At 37.2% G+C, this 20,370-nt stretch carries 17 protein-coding genes; 16 read left to right on the top strand and 1 reads right to left on the bottom strand.

Annotated features, from left to right (window positions below; genetic code table 11):
* Nucleotides 1-77: 77 nt before the first annotated feature.
* Together FCI53_RS07975 and thpD are read left to right on the top strand one after the other, a co-directional pair.
* Nucleotides 78-1,316 carry an MFS transporter gene (locus FCI53_RS07975; RefSeq protein ID WP_138417591.1) on the top strand — a complete coding sequence of 413 codons (1,239 nt, stop codon included), beginning with the start codon at nt 78-80 and terminating at the stop codon, nt 1,314-1,316.
* A gap of 196 nt (nt 1,317-1,512) precedes the next feature.
* Nucleotides 1,513-2,433, top strand: coding sequence for an ectoine hydroxylase (thpD, locus tag FCI53_RS07980; protein ID WP_138417592.1), 921 nt, complete (start codon nt 1,513-1,515; stop codon nt 2,431-2,433).
* An 89-nt stretch (nt 2,434-2,522) separates the two neighbouring features.
* Here thpD and FCI53_RS07985 read toward each other — a convergent pair whose 3' ends face one another.
* A complete protein-coding gene (locus tag FCI53_RS07985) occupies nt 2,523-3,401 on the bottom strand; it encodes a LysR family transcriptional regulator (RefSeq protein WP_138417594.1) in 879 nt (292 codons plus the stop codon).
* 266 nt (nt 3,402-3,667) lie between these two features.
* Between FCI53_RS07985 and hpaB the strand changes: the two genes are divergently transcribed.
* The 14 genes from hpaB to FCI53_RS08055 all read left to right on the top strand — a co-directional run bounded on the left by hpaB (nt 3,668) and on the right by FCI53_RS08055 (nt 20,179).
* Nucleotides 3,668-5,143 (top strand): 4-hydroxyphenylacetate 3-monooxygenase, oxygenase component, encoded by a 1,476-nt coding sequence (gene hpaB, locus FCI53_RS07990; protein WP_138417596.1) that lies wholly within the window; start codon nt 3,668-3,670, stop codon nt 5,141-5,143.
* A 46-nt stretch (nt 5,144-5,189) separates the two neighbouring features.
* Nucleotides 5,190-6,008: an FAD synthetase family protein gene (locus FCI53_RS07995; RefSeq protein WP_171038105.1), complete on the top strand. Its 819-nt coding sequence runs from the start codon at nt 5,190-5,192 to the stop codon at nt 6,006-6,008.
* Between the two features lie 22 nt (nt 6,009-6,030).
* Nucleotides 6,031-6,510 carry a flavin reductase family protein gene (locus FCI53_RS08000; RefSeq protein WP_342774183.1) on the top strand — a complete coding sequence of 160 codons (480 nt, stop codon included), beginning with the start codon at nt 6,031-6,033 and terminating at the stop codon, nt 6,508-6,510.
* Between the two features lie 85 nt (nt 6,511-6,595).
* The gene (locus FCI53_RS08005) at nt 6,596-7,255 is read left to right on the top strand and encodes a GntR family transcriptional regulator (protein ID WP_246050046.1); all 660 of its coding nucleotides are present in this window, start codon (nt 6,596-6,598) and stop codon (nt 7,253-7,255) included.
* Between the two features lie 212 nt (nt 7,256-7,467).
* On the top strand, nt 7,468-8,943 hold the full coding sequence (gene hpaE, locus FCI53_RS08010) for a 5-carboxymethyl-2-hydroxymuconate semialdehyde dehydrogenase (protein ID WP_138417711.1): 1,476 nt from the start codon (nt 7,468-7,470) through the stop codon (nt 8,941-8,943).
* A gap of 135 nt (nt 8,944-9,078) precedes the next feature.
* Nucleotides 9,079-10,059 carry a 3,4-dihydroxyphenylacetate 2,3-dioxygenase gene (hpaD, locus tag FCI53_RS08015; protein ID WP_138417602.1) on the top strand — a complete coding sequence of 327 codons (981 nt, stop codon included), beginning with the start codon at nt 9,079-9,081 and terminating at the stop codon, nt 10,057-10,059.
* 91 nt (nt 10,060-10,150) lie between these two features.
* Nucleotides 10,151-11,071: a 2,4-dihydroxyhept-2-ene-1,7-dioic acid aldolase gene (gene hpaI / locus FCI53_RS08020; RefSeq protein ID WP_138417604.1), complete on the top strand. Its 921-nt coding sequence runs from the start codon at nt 10,151-10,153 to the stop codon at nt 11,069-11,071.
* A 176-nt stretch (nt 11,072-11,247) separates the two neighbouring features.
* A complete protein-coding gene (locus FCI53_RS08025; RefSeq protein WP_138417606.1) occupies nt 11,248-12,036 on the top strand; it encodes a fumarylacetoacetate hydrolase family protein in 789 nt (262 codons plus the stop codon).
* Complete coding sequence (locus FCI53_RS08030) at nt 12,036-12,800, top strand: fumarylacetoacetate hydrolase family protein (RefSeq protein ID WP_138417608.1); 765 nt, start codon at nt 12,036-12,038, stop codon at nt 12,798-12,800. Before FCI53_RS08025 ends, FCI53_RS08030 begins: the two co-directional genes overlap by 1 nt.
* A 27-nt stretch (nt 12,801-12,827) precedes the next feature.
* The gene (locus tag FCI53_RS08035) at nt 12,828-13,211 is read left to right on the top strand and encodes a 5-carboxymethyl-2-hydroxymuconate Delta-isomerase (RefSeq protein WP_138417610.1); all 384 of its coding nucleotides are present in this window, start codon (nt 12,828-12,830) and stop codon (nt 13,209-13,211) included.
* Between the two features lie 102 nt (nt 13,212-13,313).
* Complete coding sequence (locus tag FCI53_RS08040; protein WP_138417612.1) at nt 13,314-14,756, top strand: NAD-dependent succinate-semialdehyde dehydrogenase; 1,443 nt, start codon at nt 13,314-13,316, stop codon at nt 14,754-14,756.
* Nucleotides 14,757-15,458: 702 nt separating this feature from the next.
* Entirely contained in the window at nt 15,459-17,330 is a 1,872-nt protein-coding gene (locus FCI53_RS08045) for a XylR N-terminal domain-containing protein (RefSeq protein WP_138417614.1), read from the top strand.
* A gap of 355 nt (nt 17,331-17,685) precedes the next feature.
* Nucleotides 17,686-18,054 (top strand): ArsR/SmtB family transcription factor, encoded by a 369-nt coding sequence (locus tag FCI53_RS08050; protein ID WP_138417616.1) that lies wholly within the window; start codon nt 17,686-17,688, stop codon nt 18,052-18,054.
* Nucleotides 18,047-20,179, top strand: a complete 2,133-nt coding sequence (locus FCI53_RS08055; RefSeq protein WP_138417618.1) for a heavy metal translocating P-type ATPase — start codon at nt 18,047-18,049, stop codon at nt 20,177-20,179. The genes FCI53_RS08050 and FCI53_RS08055 overlap by 8 nt, the downstream gene beginning before the upstream one ends.
* The last annotated feature ends 191 nt before the right edge of the window (nt 20,180-20,370 follow it).

Consider the following 20,370-nt stretch of genomic DNA (forward strand, 5'->3'; position numbering starts at 1 on the left):
ATTTAGTTGAAATACTCTTTTGTCTTTTGAACAATATTCTAGTAAACTAAATGAATATTTAATTGTTGGGTGATAATATGAAGCAATCTTGGCAAGCATTATGTCTTATTAGTATAGCTGAATTATTTGCATTAAGCCTCTGGTTTAGTGCCTCTGCAATTGCTCCCTCTTTAATTGATAATTGGAACACAACTTTGCGGGTAGAAGCATGGTTATCAGCTGCAGTACCAGCAGGTTTTGTTATTGGAGCATTTACTAGTTCCCTATTGGGTCTTACAGATCATTACAATCCTCGCAAAGTGTTTGCTATTTCTGCACTAGTTGGAGCAAGCATGAATGGTGCGTTGATTGTAGTGGACCATGCTATATTTGGAATTTTATTAAGAGTTTTAACAGGAGTAACGTTAGCAGGTGTCTATCCGCCAGCAGTACAACTTATCGCACAATGGTTCCCTAAACATCGTGGATTGGCGATGGGGACTTTAATCGCAGCGTTAACCATTGGTTCATCATTGCCGCATCTTTCTACTGTTTTATATTCTAGTCTAGATTGGAAAATGGTAATTGGGACCAGTTCGATCTTAGCGGTATTAGCAGCAATCATCATCAATTGGTGGGTAAAAGATTCACCGATCGTTGTTGAAAGAAAGCCGTTTACGATTAGGTTAATTAAAAAGGTAAGTACTAATAGACCAGTTATGTTGGCAAATTATGGATATATCGGTCATATGTGGGAATTGTATGCGATGTGGACATGGTTGCCGATATTTCTAACGGCTAGCGCACATACAAATTCCGAGCCGCTAAATTCATGGGTTATTGGCTTGATTTCTTTTTTAGTGATCGGAATTGCAGGCGGAATTGGATGTGTCGTTGGTGGAGTAGCTGCAGATAAGATTGGTCGATCTCAATTAACCATTGTTTCAATGGGAATAAGTGCAACATGTGCGATTTTGATTGGTTTCACCTATGGTCAAACACTGTGGCTTACAGTTCTTGTATCAATCATTTGGGGAATTTTTATTATTTCAGATTCTGCTCAGTATTCTGCCGCGGTATCAGATTTTGCAGATTCGGAATACGTTGGGACAGCTTTAACCTTTCAAATGTGTATGGGATATCTAATCACTATTTTTTCCATCAATATAATCCCGTTGATACAAAAAGTGGTTGGTTGGGAATGGGCTTTTATTTCTTTAGCGATTGGTCCAATTATAGGGATGATCGCCATGTTGAAATTTAGAATATACGAATTTAATAAGGAAAAGCGTGATTTTTATTCGACATCTATGGATGATTCAGTCGAACGAAAATAAAAAGAGCAAGTGATTGATAAAAGCCGAAAGATTTAGATAAATATGAATTTTGTGTGACACATTTTCTAATTTGCCCGCTTGTGCTAGCTTATCAATTATTAGCAGACTTGAGTGAGTAGTGCTAAATTAGTAGAATCATAACTGGAAAAAGTTCGAAACTGAACTTTTAAAACATTTGAAAAGGGAGAGTGTTATAATGGTTGATTTCTATCCTTCCAGAATCAGTGCAACGCCTTCAATGATGGAAAGAAAGGATCCAGTCATTTATGGCTCCCAACAAGACGGACCACTAAATAGTCAAGATTTAAACTTTTATGAAAAAAATGGTTATTTAATGTTTCCTAAACTATTTTCAGATGAAGAAGTAGATGTTCTACGTAAAGAATTAAATGGTACGATGGATGATCATAAATCCGTTAATCAACCTCATGTTGTACGGGAACAAGGTAGCGATGAAATTCGTTCCATTTTTGATGTCCATCGCAATACGGATTTCTTTCAAAAATTATCTGCACATGAGCGAATCGTAAATGTGGCACAACAATTATTAGGAAGCCAGGTTTACATAAACCAGTCGAGAATTAATTTTAAACCTGGTTTTAAAGGGAAAGAATTTTACTGGCACTCCGACTTTGAAACATGGCATGTAGAAGATGGAATGCCAAGGATGCGTGCAGTTAGTTGTTCGATTATTTTAACCGATAACTATGAATACAATGGACCACTGATGTTAATACCTGGTTCACACAAGCACTATATTCAATGTGCTGCAGGCACACCAGATGCACACTTTGAACAATCATTGAAGAAACAAGAATTTGGTACACCAGATAATGATAGTTTGAAAGGCTTAGTAGATCAAAGTGGGGGAAGAATTGACCGTGCAACAGGTCCAGCTGGCTCTGTTCTATTTTTTGAAAGCAATATTATGCATGGGTCAGCAGGGAATATCTCTCCTTTCCCACGCAGTAATGTATTCTTTGTGTTTAATAGTGTTGAAAACAAATTGCAACAACCATTCTCTGAACTGTCACCTCGTCCCGAATTCTTAGCAAACCGTAAAGACATCAAACCAATCGAACCAATAGCGTTTGATTTAGCTAAGACATTGGTTTAATAAGTTATTCATTTTTAAAATAGATAGAAGATAAGCAATAGCATACCAATCCTATCATGATTGGTATGCTATTTTACTGCTGTTAACCATTATGCATGAAATAATTCAATAAATTGTCTAGCACTTTTAGATAGGTACCGATTCTTTAGCCATATAATAGCTGATTTGGAAACAATATTTTCATCCTCTATCATTAACTTTTTAATCCCATTTAATTGGTGATCTGTTAAAGCAGAAGTAGGAACAATCGATGCCCCTAAACCTTCTCTAACTAATTCTAATAAAATATCAACATCAGGACATTGGCACACGACTTTTGGTTGTAAGTTGTTTTTATGAAACTTGTCTAGGATTACTTCATATTGACCAATCCCACTAAGTCGATGTAATAGCAATAAAGGAAGCTTAACCAGATTAGCCATCGTAATTTTTCCCGTGGAAAAATCTTCTGCCCAACTATTTGGGATCACAACGACATAATTTTCATCGGGCAATGGGACATATTCAAAATCTTTCATTTCTAGTGGTAATCGGACTAGGGCAAGATCAATACTTCTGTTCATCAGTTGATCTGCGAGAAAATAGGAGTCACCCTCCATCAATTCATAGGTGATGTTGGGATATTGCGTTCGAAAGGTTTTTAATCGCTTTGGCATATGGGAAAAACAAGTTTTTACACATCCAATGGAAAGTGTCCCTCTTAATCCATCTCCAGTTTCTTTTACTTCCATCACCGTTTCATCTAAATACTCAAATAGTTTTTCAGCTTTTTCATATAGTAGCAACCCAGGTTCTGTTAACTCCATTTTTTTTCGATTACGTTCAAATAGTGAAACACCTAATTCAGTCTCTAATTCTTTTAAACTAGTACTTAACGGAGGTTGGGCCATATGTAGTTTGTTAGCAGCGCGAGTGATTTGTCCTTCTTTGGCAATCGTATAAAAGTAACGTAATTGTCGAAGATCCATGTTTTATTCTCCTTGTCTAAAATGATATATTATTTCGTATATATTTTTTGTATAGATAACCAATCTAATAGATATTTTTAAAATATGAAAGCGCATGCTATATTTTAAATATAATAATTTTTCAGAAAAAATCAAAGGGGTGATGGATGGTAACTCTAATGGTGAGTAACTAGTCTATCGTAGAAAAAATTCATCTACTATTAGTTTAATGTAAGTTGAAATCGTTTACAACTAGCGCGTTTAAAAAATGACAAGGAGATGGTTAGATGCCAGCAAAAACAGGTCAACAGTATATTGATAATTTGAAAAAAGCAAATAACAATGTGTATATGGATGGGGAACGTGTTGATGATGTAACAGAACATCCCGCATTTAAAAATGCGATTCAGTCAATGGCAAAGTTATATGATCTTCAATATGAAAAACCTGATAAAATGCTTTACACTTCACCGACGACAGGGGAAAAAGTAGGAAAGACATTCATGGTACCGAGAACGGTTGAAGATTTAATTGAACGACGTGAAGCCATTGCGGAATGGCAAAACTTTACGAAAGGATTAATGGGACGCTCTCCAGATTATTTAAATGCAGAAATCATGACAATGGGAGAGGCGGCAGATTTTTATGGTGAAGGTGATCCGATGTTTGCCGAAAATGCAAGAAAATATGCAGAATTCGCTCGTGAAAATGACATCAGTCTCACCCATACATTAATTCACCCACAAGTAAATCGTGCAAAAATCCAAGCGGAGCAAAAAGATGCAAATGTTGCCTTACATGTTGTAGAAAAGAATGATAATGGTGTCGTTGTTGATGGCATTCGCTTATTAGCCACACAGGCAGGTATTACCGATGAAATCCTAGTTTTCCCTTCTACTGTTAAGAAATCAGGGGAACTAGATGATCCATATTCCCTAGCATTTGCAATACCGAACAATACACCAGGCTTGAAATATTTGAGTCGTGAAGCTTTTGATTATGGTAAAAATAAATACGATCACCCATTGAGTTCTTCTTTTGAAGAAGGAGATGCGATTGTTTCATTCGATAATGTATTAGTACCATGGGATCGTGTTTTTGTACTTGAGAATTCTTCCATCTGTAACCGTGCCTTTGGTGAAACAAATGCAGTGGTGCATATGTCTCACCAAGTTATTACAAAGGGAATTGCTAAGACAGAATTTCTATTGGGAGTAACCCTTACATTAATGGATTCAATCGGGATCGACGGTTTCCAACATGTTAAAGATAAGGGAACCGAGATTATGTTAACGCTAGAAAACATGAAGTCACATCTATATCGTGCAGAGCACAATGCCAAAATTGATAAATGGGGTGTGATGACCCCAGACTTTGAAGCGCTGGACGCAGCAAGAAACTGGTTCCCGCGTATTTATCCACGCATGACAGAGATTCTAAGGATTCTAGGTGCTTCTGGTCTGATGGGGATTCCAACATACAACGACTTTGCAAATGAAGATATCGGCCCAATCTTACACCGTGCAATGCAAGGTAAAAATGTTGAAGGGTATGAGCGTGTCCAATTATTCCGCTTAGCATGGGATTTAACCATGAGTGCATTTGGTAGCAGACAAACACACTATGAATATTATTTCTTTGGTGACCCGGTTAAAATGGGGATGGCTTATTTTGATAAGTATGACAAAGAGCCATATAAAGAAGCGGTCCGTGATTTCCTAAAACGTGAAAATATTGTAAAACCTGACTTGGTAAAATCATAAGGAAATGACGTCTGATTAAAACAACAGCATGGAGGGAGAGAGAGACTTGGAAGTCGTTTACTTAAACCATTCTGATGATAAGGTCAATGTAAAACCACATGTGATGGCAGTAGGCTTTTTTGATGGTATTCACAAAGGGCATCAAGCATTACTAAGTCATGCAAAACAACTTGCGAGAGACGCAAATCTATCATTTACAGCCATGACGTTTAGTCCTCATCCAGATGTAGTGCTAAAGGGAGATACAAATCGCAAGTATATTATGCTATTGCAACAGAAGATAAGACGAATGGAAGCGATGGGGGTTGACAAATTATTTGTCATACATTTTGATCGATCGTTTGCATCTCTCCCGCCATCAGAATTTATAACTAAATATATTGTGGATATGAATACGAGACATATTGTGGTTGGATTTGACTTTACGTTTGGTTTCAAGGCGCTTGGAAACACAAATATGCTACGTCGAGAGTCTATCAAACAATCATTTGGATTATCCGTGATTCCTAAGAAAACGTATTTAAAGGATAAAATTAGCTCTACACTGGTGCGTGAATTGATTAGCAAAGGGGAAATGAATTTGATTCCAAGTTACTTGGGGACTAATTATCAAATCCAGGCAACGCTACACGTAACAAAAGCTAACCAATTGATCGTCAAACCTACGGAAGCGTTTCTGCTTCCAAAATCAGGTGCTTATGATGTAGAAATATCTCAACATGATAGAAAAATTAGGGGGATCTATCATTGTTATACGGACAGTGAGGATGAACTAGATCTATCAGCGTCTTTATTAGATATGGATCAAGTTTGTTCAATAGAATTTCTAGCCAGGATCGAAACGACAAGGTCAGTATCTATATAAATAGAAAAAGGGAGGAGAAAGCATGATGGATGATAAACTTTTCCGACAAGCGATGGGGCGCTTTGCAACAGGTGTTACTGTAATAACGACAGAAGTAGGGGAGAACATCCATGGAATGACGGCAAATGCATTTATGTCGATTTCTATGGATCCGAAATTAGTTACTATTTCAATTGATAATAAAGCAACGATGTTAGAGAAAATTAATATCTCAGGTTCTTATGCTGTTAATATTTTGTCGGAACAGCAAAAGGATATTTCCATGCATTTTGCAGGTCAGACTAAGGAAAAGAAGGAAATTGAATTCGGAAGGCTGATGGATGTTCCCGTTATAAAAGATTCACTTGCTTCGGTTGTATGTGATGTTGATCGTACCTATGAGGTTGGTGATCATACATTGTTTATTGGGAAGGTAAGAGAGATCGAAATAAAAGATGGGGATCCATTACTGTTTTACTGTGGTTGTTATGGCACACAGGAAAAAGTCGATTACGCAAGATAACGGGTAGGAACGGCAAAACGTTGGCAACTTTACTTTGACATAATATATAATCTAGTATATTATTTTTTATACTATGACTACTAATATGAATAAAAAACAAAAAGCATACAACTATATGAAAACAAGAATCATTGAAGGGTATTACGCTCCAGGTCAAAGAATTGTAATCAATCAATTAGCGAAGGAGTTGTCAACAAGTGCTATTCCCATTCGGGAAGCTGTCCGCCAATTGGAAGCGGAAGGTTTAATCGAATATAAACAAAATGTAGGCCCGGTCGTAACGCCAATCAATGAAAACGAGTATTTAGATACGTTATCCGTTTTAGCGTTAATGGAAGGATACGCTACAGCGATGAATCATCAAAACATGTCGCAACAGAGTATAGAAACATTAAAAGAAATGAATGAAGACATGAAGAAATCTTTAGAGGAATTTGACTTTAGTGAATTTGGGAGGTTGAACAGGGCATTTCATGATTTAACCTATCAAGGTTGTGAAAACAAATATTTAGTGGATAATATCCGAAAAACTTGGCGTAGGTTAGACTCGATCAGGGTAGCGGGGTCAACGTTTAACCCAAAAAGAGCAAAAGCTTCTATTGAAGAACATGCTGAAATTATTGATTTGTTACAAGATCAATCAAGTTTTGAAAAGATCGAGACTGCTGTTCGAAACCATAAACTAAATACAATCGAAGCGTATCGTTCACAAAAGTCAAAGCCTAATGGGACAACATTTATCTAATCTTCACCATTCTCTTTTTTGAGGGAATGGAGTGACAACATTGTAAACGCTTCCAAATTAAAACGTGATCAAACTGTTTGAAATCATATACGATTTAATATATAATTAAAAATGTAATAATCAGAAAATTGTTACTCCTCAATTGAACGAATAGTGAATATGAAGAAGGAGAGGATCGTGTGACACAACAAGTAGTGGATAAACATGTGCAAATGCAACAACAAGTACAAGACATAAAGTTGTATATTGATGGGGAATTTGTAGAGGCAGAAAGCCAAGCTACTTTCGAAAATATCAGTCCCTTTACAAATGAGAAGATCAATATGGTTGCTTCAGGGAATAAAGCAGATATCGAAAAAGCTGCTAAAGCTGCCAAAAAAGCATTTAAAGGTGAATGGGGAAATTTAAAACTAGATGAAAGATTAGCTTATGTATATAAGATTGCAGATTTAATTGATGAACATATTGAAGAAATTGCTCCACTTGAATCATTTGACACAGGCTTGCCAATTAGCCAAACAAGAAAGATGGTAGCAAGAGCAGCAAATAATTTCCGATTCTATGCAAACATGGTGAAAAGTCATTTATATGGTGAAGCATACCAAGTGGATGATGAATTCATCAATTACACTGTACACAAGCCGGTAGGGATTGCTGGATTGATTACACCATGGAATGCGCCATTTATGCTAGAAACATGGAAAATCGCACCAGCTCTTGCAACAGGTAATACGGTTATTTTAAAACCTGCAGAATGGTCACCATTAACAGCTAACCGTTTGGCAGAAATCATTGATAAAGCAGGCTTACCTGATGGTGTATTTAATGTTGTTCATGGTTTTGGTGAAACTGCTGGGGCTTCCTTAGTTGCGCAACCAGATGTTGAACTGATCTCGTTTACTGGTGAAACGACAACAGGTTCAGAAATTATGAAAAACGGTGCAGATGCATTGAAGCGTTTTTCGATGGAGTTAGGTGGAAAATCACCGATTATCGTATTTGATGATGCAGACTTCGATCGAGCATTGGATGCTTGTACATGGGGAATCTTCTCCTTTAATGGGGAGAGGTGTACTGCCAACTCCCGTTTGTATTTACATGAAAGTATTGCAGATGAATTCATTGAAAAGTTAAAGCAACGTGTCGATAACATTAAAGTTGGTGACCCGCTTGAAGATAATACACAAGTTGGACCACTTATTCACCAGAAGCATTATAATAATGTGAAAAAATACCTAGGTATTGCTGAAGAAGAGGGATGTACATTATATAGTGGACATATTTCTGAAGACTTAAGCCGAGGAAACTATGTAGCACCAACCATCATTTTAAATGCAAACAATGACAAGCGTGTTGTGCAAGAAGAAATTTTTGGTCCTGTTATTGCAGCGATGACATTTAAAGATGAAGCGGAAGTAATTGAACTTGCTAACGATGTGCGCTACGGACTTGCTGGATATGTATGGACGAAAGACATCCAACGTGGTCATCGCGTGGCACAAGCAATTGACGCTGGTATGTTATGGGTAAATTCGCAAAATGTTCGTGACCTACGCACACCATTTGGCGGTTCAAAACATAGTGGCATTGGTCGTGAAGGTGGCTATTATGCCTTTGAATTCTATACAGAACAACAAATTATCCATGTTGCAATAAAAGATCACCATATTCCGCAGTTTGGTAAGTAAGAACGAAACAAGTTAAAGCGTTCAAAAAGCAGGGAAAAAACGCAATGATTTTCTCTTTCACTTCACCGACATCAACTTCGATGCGTGCTTATCCCCCTTTTTGAACCCATATATAAATGGAAAGGGGAATGCGTTATGAGTTTTGATATTATTCGTACAGGTCGGGCCGTCTTACATGTGACAGATTTAGAAAGGTCGAGAGAGTTTTATGATGCACTTGGATTTGTGGTAACGGATTCAGACGAAGAAAGTCTTTATTTACGAGGATTAGAAGAGCATAACCATCACAGCCTTTTACTAAAAAAGAAAGCGGTTCCTGCAATTGAAACGATAAGCTATAGGGTTCGTTCTGATGAAGACCTTGACAAATTAGCAGCTGTTTTTGAGAACGAAGGAACAGAAGTTGTTTGGTTTGAGAAAGGAACTCAAAAAGCGTTAGGACGTTCGTTCCGTATTCAAGATACTTCAGGCCTTCCAGTAGAATATTATGCCGAAATGGATACAGTTGAGCGATTGTTACAACGCTATGACCTATACAAAGGTGCAAAAGTACAGCGCATTGATCATTTTAATTGTATGGTACCTGATGTTGAAAAAGCGTATGACTATTACATTAACAATCTAGGATTCTCATGTTCTGAATATACAGAAGGGGAGGAACAAAGAGTTTGGGCTGCTTGGTTGCACCGTAAACCAGCTGTGCATGATGTAGCATTTATGAATGGTCCAGGACCTCGACTTCATCATATTGGTTTTTGGTTAAAAGATCCAATGAGTTTAATTGATGGTTGTGACTATTTAGCTGCTGCAGGGCTTGCGCCAAGTATTGAGCGTGGACCAGGACGTCACGGACTATCCAATGCCTTTTTCTTATATTTGCGCGATCCAGATGGCCACAGAATTGAATTATATAATGGTGATTACTATACAGGTGATCCAGACTTCAAACCGATTAAATGGGACCTTGATGACCCACTACGTCAAACATTCTGGGGACATGAAGCACCAGATAGCTGGTTTGATGAAGCATCAGAAGTATTGGATGTAAAAACTGGAGAAAAGATTGGATTAAATGAACCAACACTGAAGAAAAGAAAGCCACAATTTGTTATTTAACTAAATGAATAGTCTAGGCTGTTTTCTAAACATTGATGAAAACAGCCTTAGTCTAATATATTATTACAGCTTGATAGGGAGGAAATTGTTGATGACTAACCAGTACGATGAAATCAAACAACGACTACGAGGCTCGATCACACCAGTGATCACTCCATTTAAATCAAATCATGAAGTGGATTATGAAAAACAATCAGAATTGATTGAGTTTCAACTAGCAAATGGAACACACTGTATCTCTGTAACAGGTACTTCAGGTGAACCTAGCTCGTTAACAGTCGAAGAACGAGTAAAGGTAATGGAAAATGCGGTGAAAACAATTGATGGCAGAGTACCATTTGCACCAGGAACTGGTTCTACCAATCATGATGAAGCAATGTATTTAACAAAGAAAGCACAAGAATTGGGTGCGGATGCAGCATTAGTTATTGTTCCATATTATAATAAGCCAAATCAAAATGCATTATATAAACACTTTAAAACGATTGCAGATGCTGTTGATATTCCAATTGTCGTTTATAACATTCCAGGGCGTACTGCTCAAAATCTAGAAGTGGAAACATTAGCACGTTTAAATGAAGATTGTCCAAATATTGTTGGTGTGAAAGAATCCAATAAAGATTTTGAACATGTCAATCGCGTATTGCTTCATTGCGGTAGAGACTTTTTATTATATTCAGGTATTGAATTACTTTGCTATCCAATGCTTGCAATTGGTGGCGCAGGTTCGATTAGTGCAACGGCCAACGTAGAACCTAAGAAAGTAGCAGAAATGCATGACGCTTGGGAAGAAGGAGACGTAGCAAGAGCACAGGAACTTCATTATGACCTTATGCGCTTAAACGATGTGCTTTTTAAAGACACGAATCCTGCACCAGTTAAAGCTGCATTAGGCATGATGGGTAAAATCGAACCAGTATTGCGTTTGCCGATGGACCTACCTTCACAAGAACTACAAAAAGAAATACGTGAAACATTAGTAGATTATGGTTTACTATTACAACATGCCTAATCGTTAAATTAAATAATAGGGAACGCTTTTCATCTAGACCAGTTTGTAACTGGTCTGTTTTTCTAAGAGTAGAAGACAATGACGTTGAAAGAGGTCCGCAATTTAAGCAGACCTTACGTGGTAGATTAGATTGCGGGTTCCGTATCATTCATCTCGAACATAAAGGAGAGATAATCGTGAGCAATGTAACAGTCAAACTTTGTGGAGACCAACTATCCAAAGAAACGACCGCAAATTTAAACGATCGTACCATTGAGCTTGATGGAACTATATATAATGTAGACGAAGTTAGTTTTGATGTGCCTACACAAGGAACGGTTTATGGTGCACTATTAAACTATCAAGGTGTCTATGATCAGTTAGAACCTTCTATGAATGAAGATCCATATAAAGCTCCTCCTAAAGGACCTATTTTATATATTAAACCAGTAAATACATTCAATAGATTTGCTAGTTCGGTGCCAATGCCTGAAGAGGAATCTGTCCTTGAAATGGGAGCAGCATTAGGGATTGTGATAGGAAAAACAACAACAAAAGTAAAAGAAGAATCTGCTTTACAACATGTTGCAGGCTACACCGTTGTCAATGATGTCAGTATTCCGCATGAGAGCGTTTACCGCCCGGCAATTAAACAAAAAGCACGAGATGGTTTTTGTCCAATTGGACCATGGGTTGTTCATCGTGATGAGGTAAAGAATCCGAATCAATTAATAATTCGTACTTATATAAATGGAGAATTAAAACAAGAGAATAGTACTAAAAATCTAATCCGTTCTGTTGAACGTTTAATCGCTGATGTAACAGACTTTATGACACTTTATCAAGGAGATATTTTATTGGTAGGTGTTCCTGAAAATGCACCATTAGCACAAGAAAATGATCAAATCCAAATTGAAATTGAACATGTAGGAACTTTAGAAAATACTCTTGTAAAAGAAAAAGTTACGGTAGGAGGCAGAAAATAATGAAGCATGCACGTGTAGCCTATGATGGTACTATTCATGATGCGATAGAAGCAGCAGGCGGTGTTCAATTGAATGACGGCAGAGTTGTATCAGAATCGGATGTTGTATGGCTCCCTCCAATTGAACCAAAAACAGTTTTTACACTTGGACTAAATTATGCGGATCATGCGAAAGAACTTTCTTTTTCAGCCAAACAAAAAGAGCCACTCGTATTTTTTAAGGGACCAAACACGTTTATTGGCCACCGCAGTCAAACTTATCGACCTAGTGATGTGACTTTTATGCATTATGAATGTGAATTAGCAGTAGTAATTGGGAAAACAGCGCGAAATGTAAAAAAAGAAGATGCATATGATTACGTGCGTGGCTATACTGTAGCCAACGATTATGCTTTGAGGGATTATCTAGAAAATTATTATCGACCAAACCTCCGCGTGAAAAACCGTGATACGTGTACACCAATTGGTCCTTGGTTAGTTGATAAAGAAGACATAGAGGATCCGATGAACCTTGCTTTACGGACTTACGTAAATGGTGAATTAACACAACAAGGTACGACAGCCGACATGATGCTAGGTATTGTGGAATTAATTGAATATTTAAGTGAATTTATGACATTGAATCCAGGAGATGTACTGTTAACTGGTACGCCTAAGGGATCCGTTGATACTAAGGTTGGAGATGAAGTTATAACGGAAGTAGAAGGTGTCGGAAGACTAGTGAACACTATAGTAGGGGAAGAGACATATGTCCAACATGCATAAGGTTGAAGGTTAAGGAGGAGGTTACCGGTGCCACACTTAGTAATCGAATTTACAGATAATATCAAAACAGAATCCAACATTCCAGAATTGTTAAAGAAAGTAAATCAAACCCTTTTAACACACCAGGATATTATCCCAATAGGTGGCTTGCGTTCAAGAGCAATTGCACTACAAGATTATCTTGTTGCCGATGGTTCGGAAGACGATGCGTTTGTCCATGTGACATTAAAATTGGGAAAAGGTCGAACCGAAGAACAAAAGAAGGTAGTATGTGAGGACTTATTTGCAGTGATTAAAGATCATTTTGCAGATCTGTTTGAAAAACGATACTTAGCATTATCGATGGAATTGTATGAATTTACAAACCCGACATATAAACAAAACAATATCCATCATCGTTACAAAGATTAGTAATAAAAATATGACCAAAAAGACTATCTCGAATTTGCAGCCTGTTGACCAGGTGCTATAATAGTATGAAGATTCAAACTATTGGAAGAAGGGGTGAGGTAAGTGGAAACGAATACAGTTACTTCCTATCAATTATACATTAATGGCCAGTGGTGTGGAAAAGATCTCGAACAAGTTAATGTCGTAAATCCAGCGACGGATGATGTTATTGCTACCGTGCCTAAAGGCGGTACCGCGGAAGCAAAACAAGCTGTCGATGCGGCGCACGAAGCATTAGTCGAATGGAGACAAAAAACAGCAGAAGAAAGAAGTAGTTATCTAATTAAATGGCATCAATTGATTGAACAAGAAAAAGAAGAAATTGGCAGGGCCATGACATTAGAGCAAGGAAAGCCATTAAAAGAAGCGATTGGAGAGGTAAACTATGCCAATGGCTTTATTTCATGGTATGCAGAGGAAGGAAAGCGGGTATATGGAGATATTATTCCAGCTTCCCATCAAAATAAACGGATTTTTGTCCAAAAACAACCTGTTGGAGTAGTTGCTGCGATCACTCCATGGAACTTTCCGGCTGCGATGATTACAAGAAAAGTCGGACCTGCATTAGCTGCTGGTTGTACAGTCGTAATAAAGCCTGCTTCCCAAACACCAATTACTGCTATTAAACTAGTCGAATTGGCAGAAAAGGCTGGTATTCCAAAGGGTGTTGTCAATATCGTAACAGGAAGCTCCAGTCAAATCGGAAAAGCGTGGTCGGATGATGCTCGCGTGAGGAAACTAACTTTCACTGGTTCAACGGAAGTTGGAAAACTATTAATGCGTGATGCAGCAGAGACAATGAAGAAAATTTCGCTAGAATTGGGTGGTCATGCTCCTTTTATCGTCATGGACGATGCTGACTTAGATAAAGCGGTTGCAGGGGTAGTAGGATCTAAATTCCGTAATGCGGGTCAAACTTGTATTTGTACGAATCGTGTTTATGTTCATAAATCGATTGAACAGCAATTTGTTGAAAAGTTAACAGATGTTGTTAAAGAGTTGCAATTAGGTGATGGCTTAAGTGACTCTACCGATATTGGTCCACTAATTGACAAAGCAGCGATTGAGAAAGTAGATGAACATGTACAAGATGCTGCCAGCAAAGGTGGAAATGTAACTGTCGGTGGTACTGTTTCTGATGCTAAACAAGGAAATTACTACTATCCTACCGTTGTAGCAGGGGCATCTGATGATATGTTGTGCATGAGTGAAGAAACGTTTGGCCCTCTAGTACCTGTTACGGCTTTTGAGACGGAACAGGAAATGATTGAGCGAGCGAATAATACTCCATTTGGCTTAGCTGCCTATGTATTTACAGAAAATATTGGTCGTGCCATTCGTGTTAGTGAAGGACTAGAGTATGGAATTGTCGGCCTTAATGATGGAGGACCATCCACTCCACAAGCACCATTTGGCGGATTTAAAGAAAGTGGATTAGGCCGTGAAGGTGGCTACTATGGTATTGAAGAATATTTAGAAACCAAATATGTATCGCTAGCATTTTAACTAGAAACAGAAGAGGGAGTTCAAACACTCCCTCTTTTTATACAACATTTTTCATAAACGGTGATGGATTTAAGTGCGTATTAGCTATATTATGCGACATAAATAAGCAACTTCCTAAAATGGTGAGTGCCAATAGATCGCTGCGGAAATACACTACGCTTTCCTGTGGGGGGCTGGTGAGCCTCCTCGTTCGTCCCTCACTGCGGGGTCTCACCGATGCCACTAGTCCCACGGGAGTCTCCGTGTATTTCCTCCGCTACTTGAGTGCATTGTATTTTGTGCAACTTGCTTACTATGTCCAAGTAAGCAAGTTGTCATTTATTAAAAAATGATTTTAAGCCTAAATACACATTGCTAAAGTGTTCCATAACACCTTATAAGCTTTTTGTTCATGGCGGAGAACGCCGCAAAGTGTCTAACACTCACTATTAATCAGAATTGTGTTACCAGCGAAGGCAGAATACGGAGACTCCTATGGGAATAGCGCGAGCCGAAGATCCACTTGGTAAAGTGGTCTTCTTTACCAAGTTAGCTGAGGCCGTGCCCATGGAAAGCGTAGTATTCTGCCGCAGCGATGGTATATCACTTATTTCAATCAGAATAGCAGAGAGACAATTACGAAGGTTATGTCGCATAATATAACTTATATGCAATAAATAGATCTAGAAAAAGTATTTAACCTTCACTTAAAGAGGTGACGTAATGGAATTAGAGCATAATATTTTTAAAGATGTTATGAATGATCAGGGCAGGATTTATTTAGATGATGAGCGAATGATTTTAACATCTACGAAAGTTTTCGGCACACTTCGAAAGGATTTAATGCATTATATTAGTGAAGATCACATGAAAGGTTTTTTGATTCGCTATGGATGGAATTTGGGCAAAGATGATGCTAAAAAATTATTACGTCAAAATGCTGATTCTATGGAAGATCTTTTGAAGCAAGGTCCAACACTGCATATGATGAAGGGCTATACGAATGTGAAACGAACGAAATTCCAAATGGAAACGCACTTAGATGGAACGATTAAGTCGATTCATGTTGAAGGGAAATGGATTGATTCATTTGAAGCTGAAGATCATATGAACCATTTCGGACATTCTTCCTATCCAGTATGTTACACGTTAGTAGGTTATGCTAGTGGGTATTATTCAGAGATTTGCCAACAACCTATTATTTTTAAAGAAGTTGCTTGTAAAGCTACAGGGGCTAGCGATTGTTATTATGTGGGGAAATCATTACGTGAATGGGATGGAGAAATAGAAGATGAAATAAAATATTATGATAATCCAACCATCCTTAATGAACTAGAAAATACATATAAACAGTTATTAGAAGAACGAAATAATTTATCCAAATCTGTATCGATTCATAATCGTTTAACAGATGAATTAATTAACGGAAACAATTTACAATCGATTACAGATATTGTGTTTCAAGAGACACAACTTCCAATTATTATTAAGGATATCAATTTATCCGCCTTGTCTTATTCAGGTTTAAGTGAGGATTCTTTAGAACAATTTGAAACCCAATTACGAGACTGTTTAGAGCATAATAGGCAACAAAATAAGCATTTCTATAAAACGATTCATCTTAAGAATAAACCTTATCACTATTTAACAACACCTATCATGTTGAAGAAAAAATGTTTAGGTTATTGTACTTTTATTTACAGGCATGATGAAACACCATCGAAGGTAGAAAAGATGATCCTAGAAAACGTTGCTACTGTTTGTTCTTTATACTTATTAAATGAGAAGACATCTTTTGAAACGATGGAGAGAATTAAAGGTCACTTGCTAGACCAATTGATTAATGGTGACATTTCATCAAATGAAGAAATTTTCAAACGTGGAAATTACCTTAATGTTAACCTTAATAACGCCTATTATATACTCGCATTGAATTATCATTCACTACCTGATGATCGTGAAGCAGAGTTAATGGTTTATGAAGAGTTAAGAGAGTATATTCGAAATTATTTTAAAAAAAGATCGAATGTTTTAATTGGTGAACGATCTGGTGTGATTGTTTTATTGATTCCAGTTGAGGAAAAAGAAGATAATATCGGTTCATTATCTACTAACCTTTTGAACAACTTGGAGAATTCCTTTGAGAAAATAACGTTTAAGTTAGGTGTCAGTACCTGTGCCGAAAGAATTGAGGAAGCAAATGAGTACTATCAGGAAGCAATAACAGCATTACAAATGACTAATACATCGAAAAAAATCGTATTGTTTCAAGACCTTGGTGTAGTTGGTTTTTTAATTAATAGTAGCAATAGAAAAGCAATAAAACAAAAAGCAAAACACCTGCTTGGAGAATTATATACGAATAAACAGGAACATGCTGAACTAGTAAAGACTTTGTATGTATTTTTGTCGAATGGAGGAAACCTAGAAAAATCAATGGAGGACCTAGCCCTGTCAATGAGTGGATTAAGGTATCGTATTAAACGATTAGAATCGATCCTTAAACAAGAACTAAGAGATCCTTCGGTAAGCTACCAATTACTGTTAACATTACAAGTATTGATGGTAGATGGAGAGCTAAGTATAGAGGAATAGACCCAAGGAAATCAAGGTAAAACTAGGTGTTTGATTAACGGAGGGGAAAATTAAAAAATACTACCAAAAAGAAGTACATAACGCACTAGCGTTTTGTACTTCTTTTTTAATTCAACTCCAAATGGGTATTGTAAAAAGTAACATTTTTTTACAAATGTACATAAATCTTATGGTGCTGTATGGGTTTAAAGTGTAAAAATGAACGTCAATAACCATGTTCGTTTAACTGTCACTTACAATGTTAATTACAATTGGGCTCTGTTAATTCTTTTATATTCAAATGTGCACTTGAATGACGTGGAGAGGAAGCGTTATACTATATTCAAGCATGTATTTGAATGTAGAAGGTGAGAAAATGAATAAGAAAGACACTTGTGAAATTTATTGTTATGACGAAGAAAAGGTTAATCGAATACAAACTGATATGCAGACAGTAGACATTACTAGTGTTTCACAAATGCTAAAAGCTATTGCGGAGGAAAATAGAGCAAAAATCACTTATGCTTTGTGTCTAGAGGAAGAGTTATGTGTCTGTGATATAGCAAATATTGTAGGTGTTACGATTGCAAATGCTTCTCATCACTTACGGACCCTTCATAAACAAGGGGTTGTAAAGTTTAGAAAAGAAGGGAAATTAGCGTTTTATTCGTTAGATGATGATCATATTAAGCAGATCATGATGATGGCTTTAACACATAAGAACGAGGTGAAGGTTGATGTCTAATAGGAATACAAACCTATCCGAAGAGGAAATGAAAACTTACCGTGTCCAGGGGTTCTCTTGTACTAGTTGTGCCTCTACGTTTGAAAAAAATGTAAAAGAATTACCAGGTGTCCAGGATGCTAAAGTGAACTTTGGAGCATCTAAAGTGTCGGTTCAAGGAAAGACTACCATCGAAGAATTAGAAAAAGCTGGAGCCTTTGAAAATTTAAAGGTGAGAGATGAAAAAGAACAAAAAATTGAAACTGAACCGTTCTGGCGACAAAAGGAAACGATAAAGGTATATTTATCAGCACTATTGCTGGTGGTTAGTTGGGGGTTAGCAGCTCAATTAGGTGAAGAAGTTCTATTACCGAAAGTTGGATATGCGGCATCTATTCTAATTGGCGGATATTCACTATTTATTAAAGGTGTTAAAAATCTGAGTAAATTACAATTTGATATGAATACACTTATGACTATTGCGGTTTTAGGTGCTGCGATCATCGGCGAATGGGGCGAAGGGGCGACTGTTGTTATTTTATTTGCTATTAGCGAAGCTTTAGAGCGTTATTCCATGGATAAAGCTCGCCAATCGATCGAATCTTTAATGGATATTGCTCCAAAAGAAGCGTTAATTCGCCGAGGCAATGAAGAAATGATAGTTCACGTGGAAGATATTCAAATTAACGACATCATGATTGTTAAGCCAGGCCAAAAACTTGCAATGGATGGGATGGTTATTAAAGGTACTTCTACACTAAATCAAGCAGCCATTACAGGTGAAAGTGTTCCAGTAACAAAAACGATTGAGGATGAAGTATTTGCAGGAACATTGAATGAAGAAGGGTTAATTGAAGTTAAAGTAACCAAACGAGTAGAAGATACAACATTGTCAAAAATCATTCATTTGGTAGAAGAAGCTCAAGCAGAAAGAGCACCTTCTCAAGCATTTGTCGATAAATTTGCGAAATACTATACACCAGTAATTGTTATTTTGGCTTTTTTAATCGCTGTTATGCCTCCATTATTTGGCGGTGATTGGAGCGAATGGGTATATCAAGGTTTAGCTGTATTGGTGGTTGGCTGTCCATGTGCTTTAGTTGTTTCTACCCCTGTTTCAATTGTTACGGCAATTGGAAATGCAGCTAAAAATGGGGTTTTAATTAAAGGTGGTATTTATTTAGAAGAAACTGGAGCTCTAAAAGCCATTGCTTTTGATAAAACAGGAACATTAACAAAAGGCGTACCAGCTGTGACAGATATTGTAAATTTTAGTGGAAATGAAGATGATTTGTTGTTAATTACAGCAGCCATTGAAAAAGGATCACAGCATCCACTTGCTTCAGCTATTTTGAGAAAAGCAGAAGAAAGTGGATTGAGATATAATGAAGTATCGGTTGAAGATTTTCAATCGATTACAGGTAAAGGGGTAAAAGCAAAAGTAAATAACCAAATCTATTATGTCGGAAGTCCAAAACTTTTTGAGGAATTGCATGAAAACCTTGAAACCGATAGAAGGAAAAAAATTAATGACATGCAAACTCAAGGAAAAACCGTCATGGTGTTAGGAACAGAAAAAGAAATCCTTTCGTTCTTTGCTGTAGCTGACGAGATGAGAGAATCTTCAAAAGATGCCATCGGTAAATTGAACAATATAGGAATTGCAACGGTAATGCTAACAGGTGATAACTACAGGACCGCAGAAGCAATTGGAAAACAAGCTGGTGTTTCAACTATTAAAGCTGATCTACTGCCAGAAGACAAACTAAATCTTATTAAAGAACTTCGTGATAACCATAACAGTGTCGCAATGGTCGGTGATGGTGTAAATGATGCCCCAGCATTAGCGGCATCTACTGTTGGGGTTGCAATGGGTGGTGCTGGTACAGATACTGCACTAGAAACAGCTGATATTGCTTTAATGTCTGATGATATAAGGAAGTTGCCATATACCATCAAATTAAGTCGCAAAACTTTAGCAATCATCAAACAGAACATCACTTTTTCTATAGCTATTAAAGTATTAGCGTTATTATTGGTTATACCTGGTTGGTTAACCTTATGGATTGCGATTTTTGCTGACATGGGAGCGACCTTACTAGTAACCTTGAACGCTCTAAGATTATTAAGAGTAAAAGATAAATAATTCAAAAAGCTGACACTACAATAGGTGTCAGCTTTTTACTCCAGTACAATCGCCGAACGACGCACATTTCAATAGATGAAAAAATTGGAGTTTGGTCACTTCCTTTGATTTAAGCTTGTCGCTGGAAGTGAAGGTCTTACTGCCAGTTATATACAGAGTAAAATATATAATTAAAAATAGAGGTATAAAAT

It is taken from the genome of Aquibacillus sediminis (assembly GCF_005870085.1).
Lineage (GTDB): Bacteria > Bacillota > Bacilli > Bacillales > Amphibacillaceae > Aquibacillus_E > Aquibacillus_E sediminis.

Bases quoted from the DNA above. Each gene is read 5' to 3' on its own strand.
- hpaB (WP_138417596.1), top strand. From the start codon at position 3,668: ATGCCAGCAAAAACAGGTCAACAGTATATTGATAATTTGAAAAAAGCA.
- FCI53_RS08030 (WP_138417608.1), top strand. From the start codon at position 12,036: ATGAAGCATGCACGTGTAGCCTATGATGGTACTATTCATGATGCGATA.
- FCI53_RS08005 (WP_246050046.1), top strand. From the start codon at position 6,596: ATGAATAAAAAACAAAAAGCATACAACTATATGAAAACAAGAATCATT.
- FCI53_RS08055 (WP_138417618.1), top strand. From the start codon at position 18,047: ATGTCTAATAGGAATACAAACCTATCCGAAGAGGAAATGAAAACTTAC.
- hpaI (WP_138417604.1), top strand. From the start codon at position 10,151: ATGACTAACCAGTACGATGAAATCAAACAACGACTACGAGGCTCGATC.
- FCI53_RS08045 (WP_138417614.1), top strand. From the start codon at position 15,459: ATGGAATTAGAGCATAATATTTTTAAAGATGTTATGAATGATCAGGGC.
- FCI53_RS08050 (WP_138417616.1), top strand. From the start codon at position 17,686: ATGAATAAGAAAGACACTTGTGAAATTTATTGTTATGACGAAGAAAAG.
- thpD (WP_138417592.1), top strand. From the start codon at position 1,513: ATGGTTGATTTCTATCCTTCCAGAATCAGTGCAACGCCTTCAATGATG.
- hpaD (WP_138417602.1), top strand. From the start codon at position 9,079: ATGAGTTTTGATATTATTCGTACAGGTCGGGCCGTCTTACATGTGACA.
- FCI53_RS08000 (WP_342774183.1), top strand. From the start codon at position 6,031: ATGATGGATGATAAACTTTTCCGACAAGCGATGGGGCGCTTTGCAACA.
- hpaE (WP_138417711.1), top strand. From the start codon at position 7,468: ATGCAACAACAAGTACAAGACATAAAGTTGTATATTGATGGGGAATTT.
- FCI53_RS07975 (WP_138417591.1), top strand. From the start codon at position 78: ATGAAGCAATCTTGGCAAGCATTATGTCTTATTAGTATAGCTGAATTA.
- FCI53_RS07985 (WP_138417594.1), bottom strand. From the start codon at position 3,401: ATGGATCTTCGACAATTACGTTACTTTTATACGATTGCCAAAGAAGGA.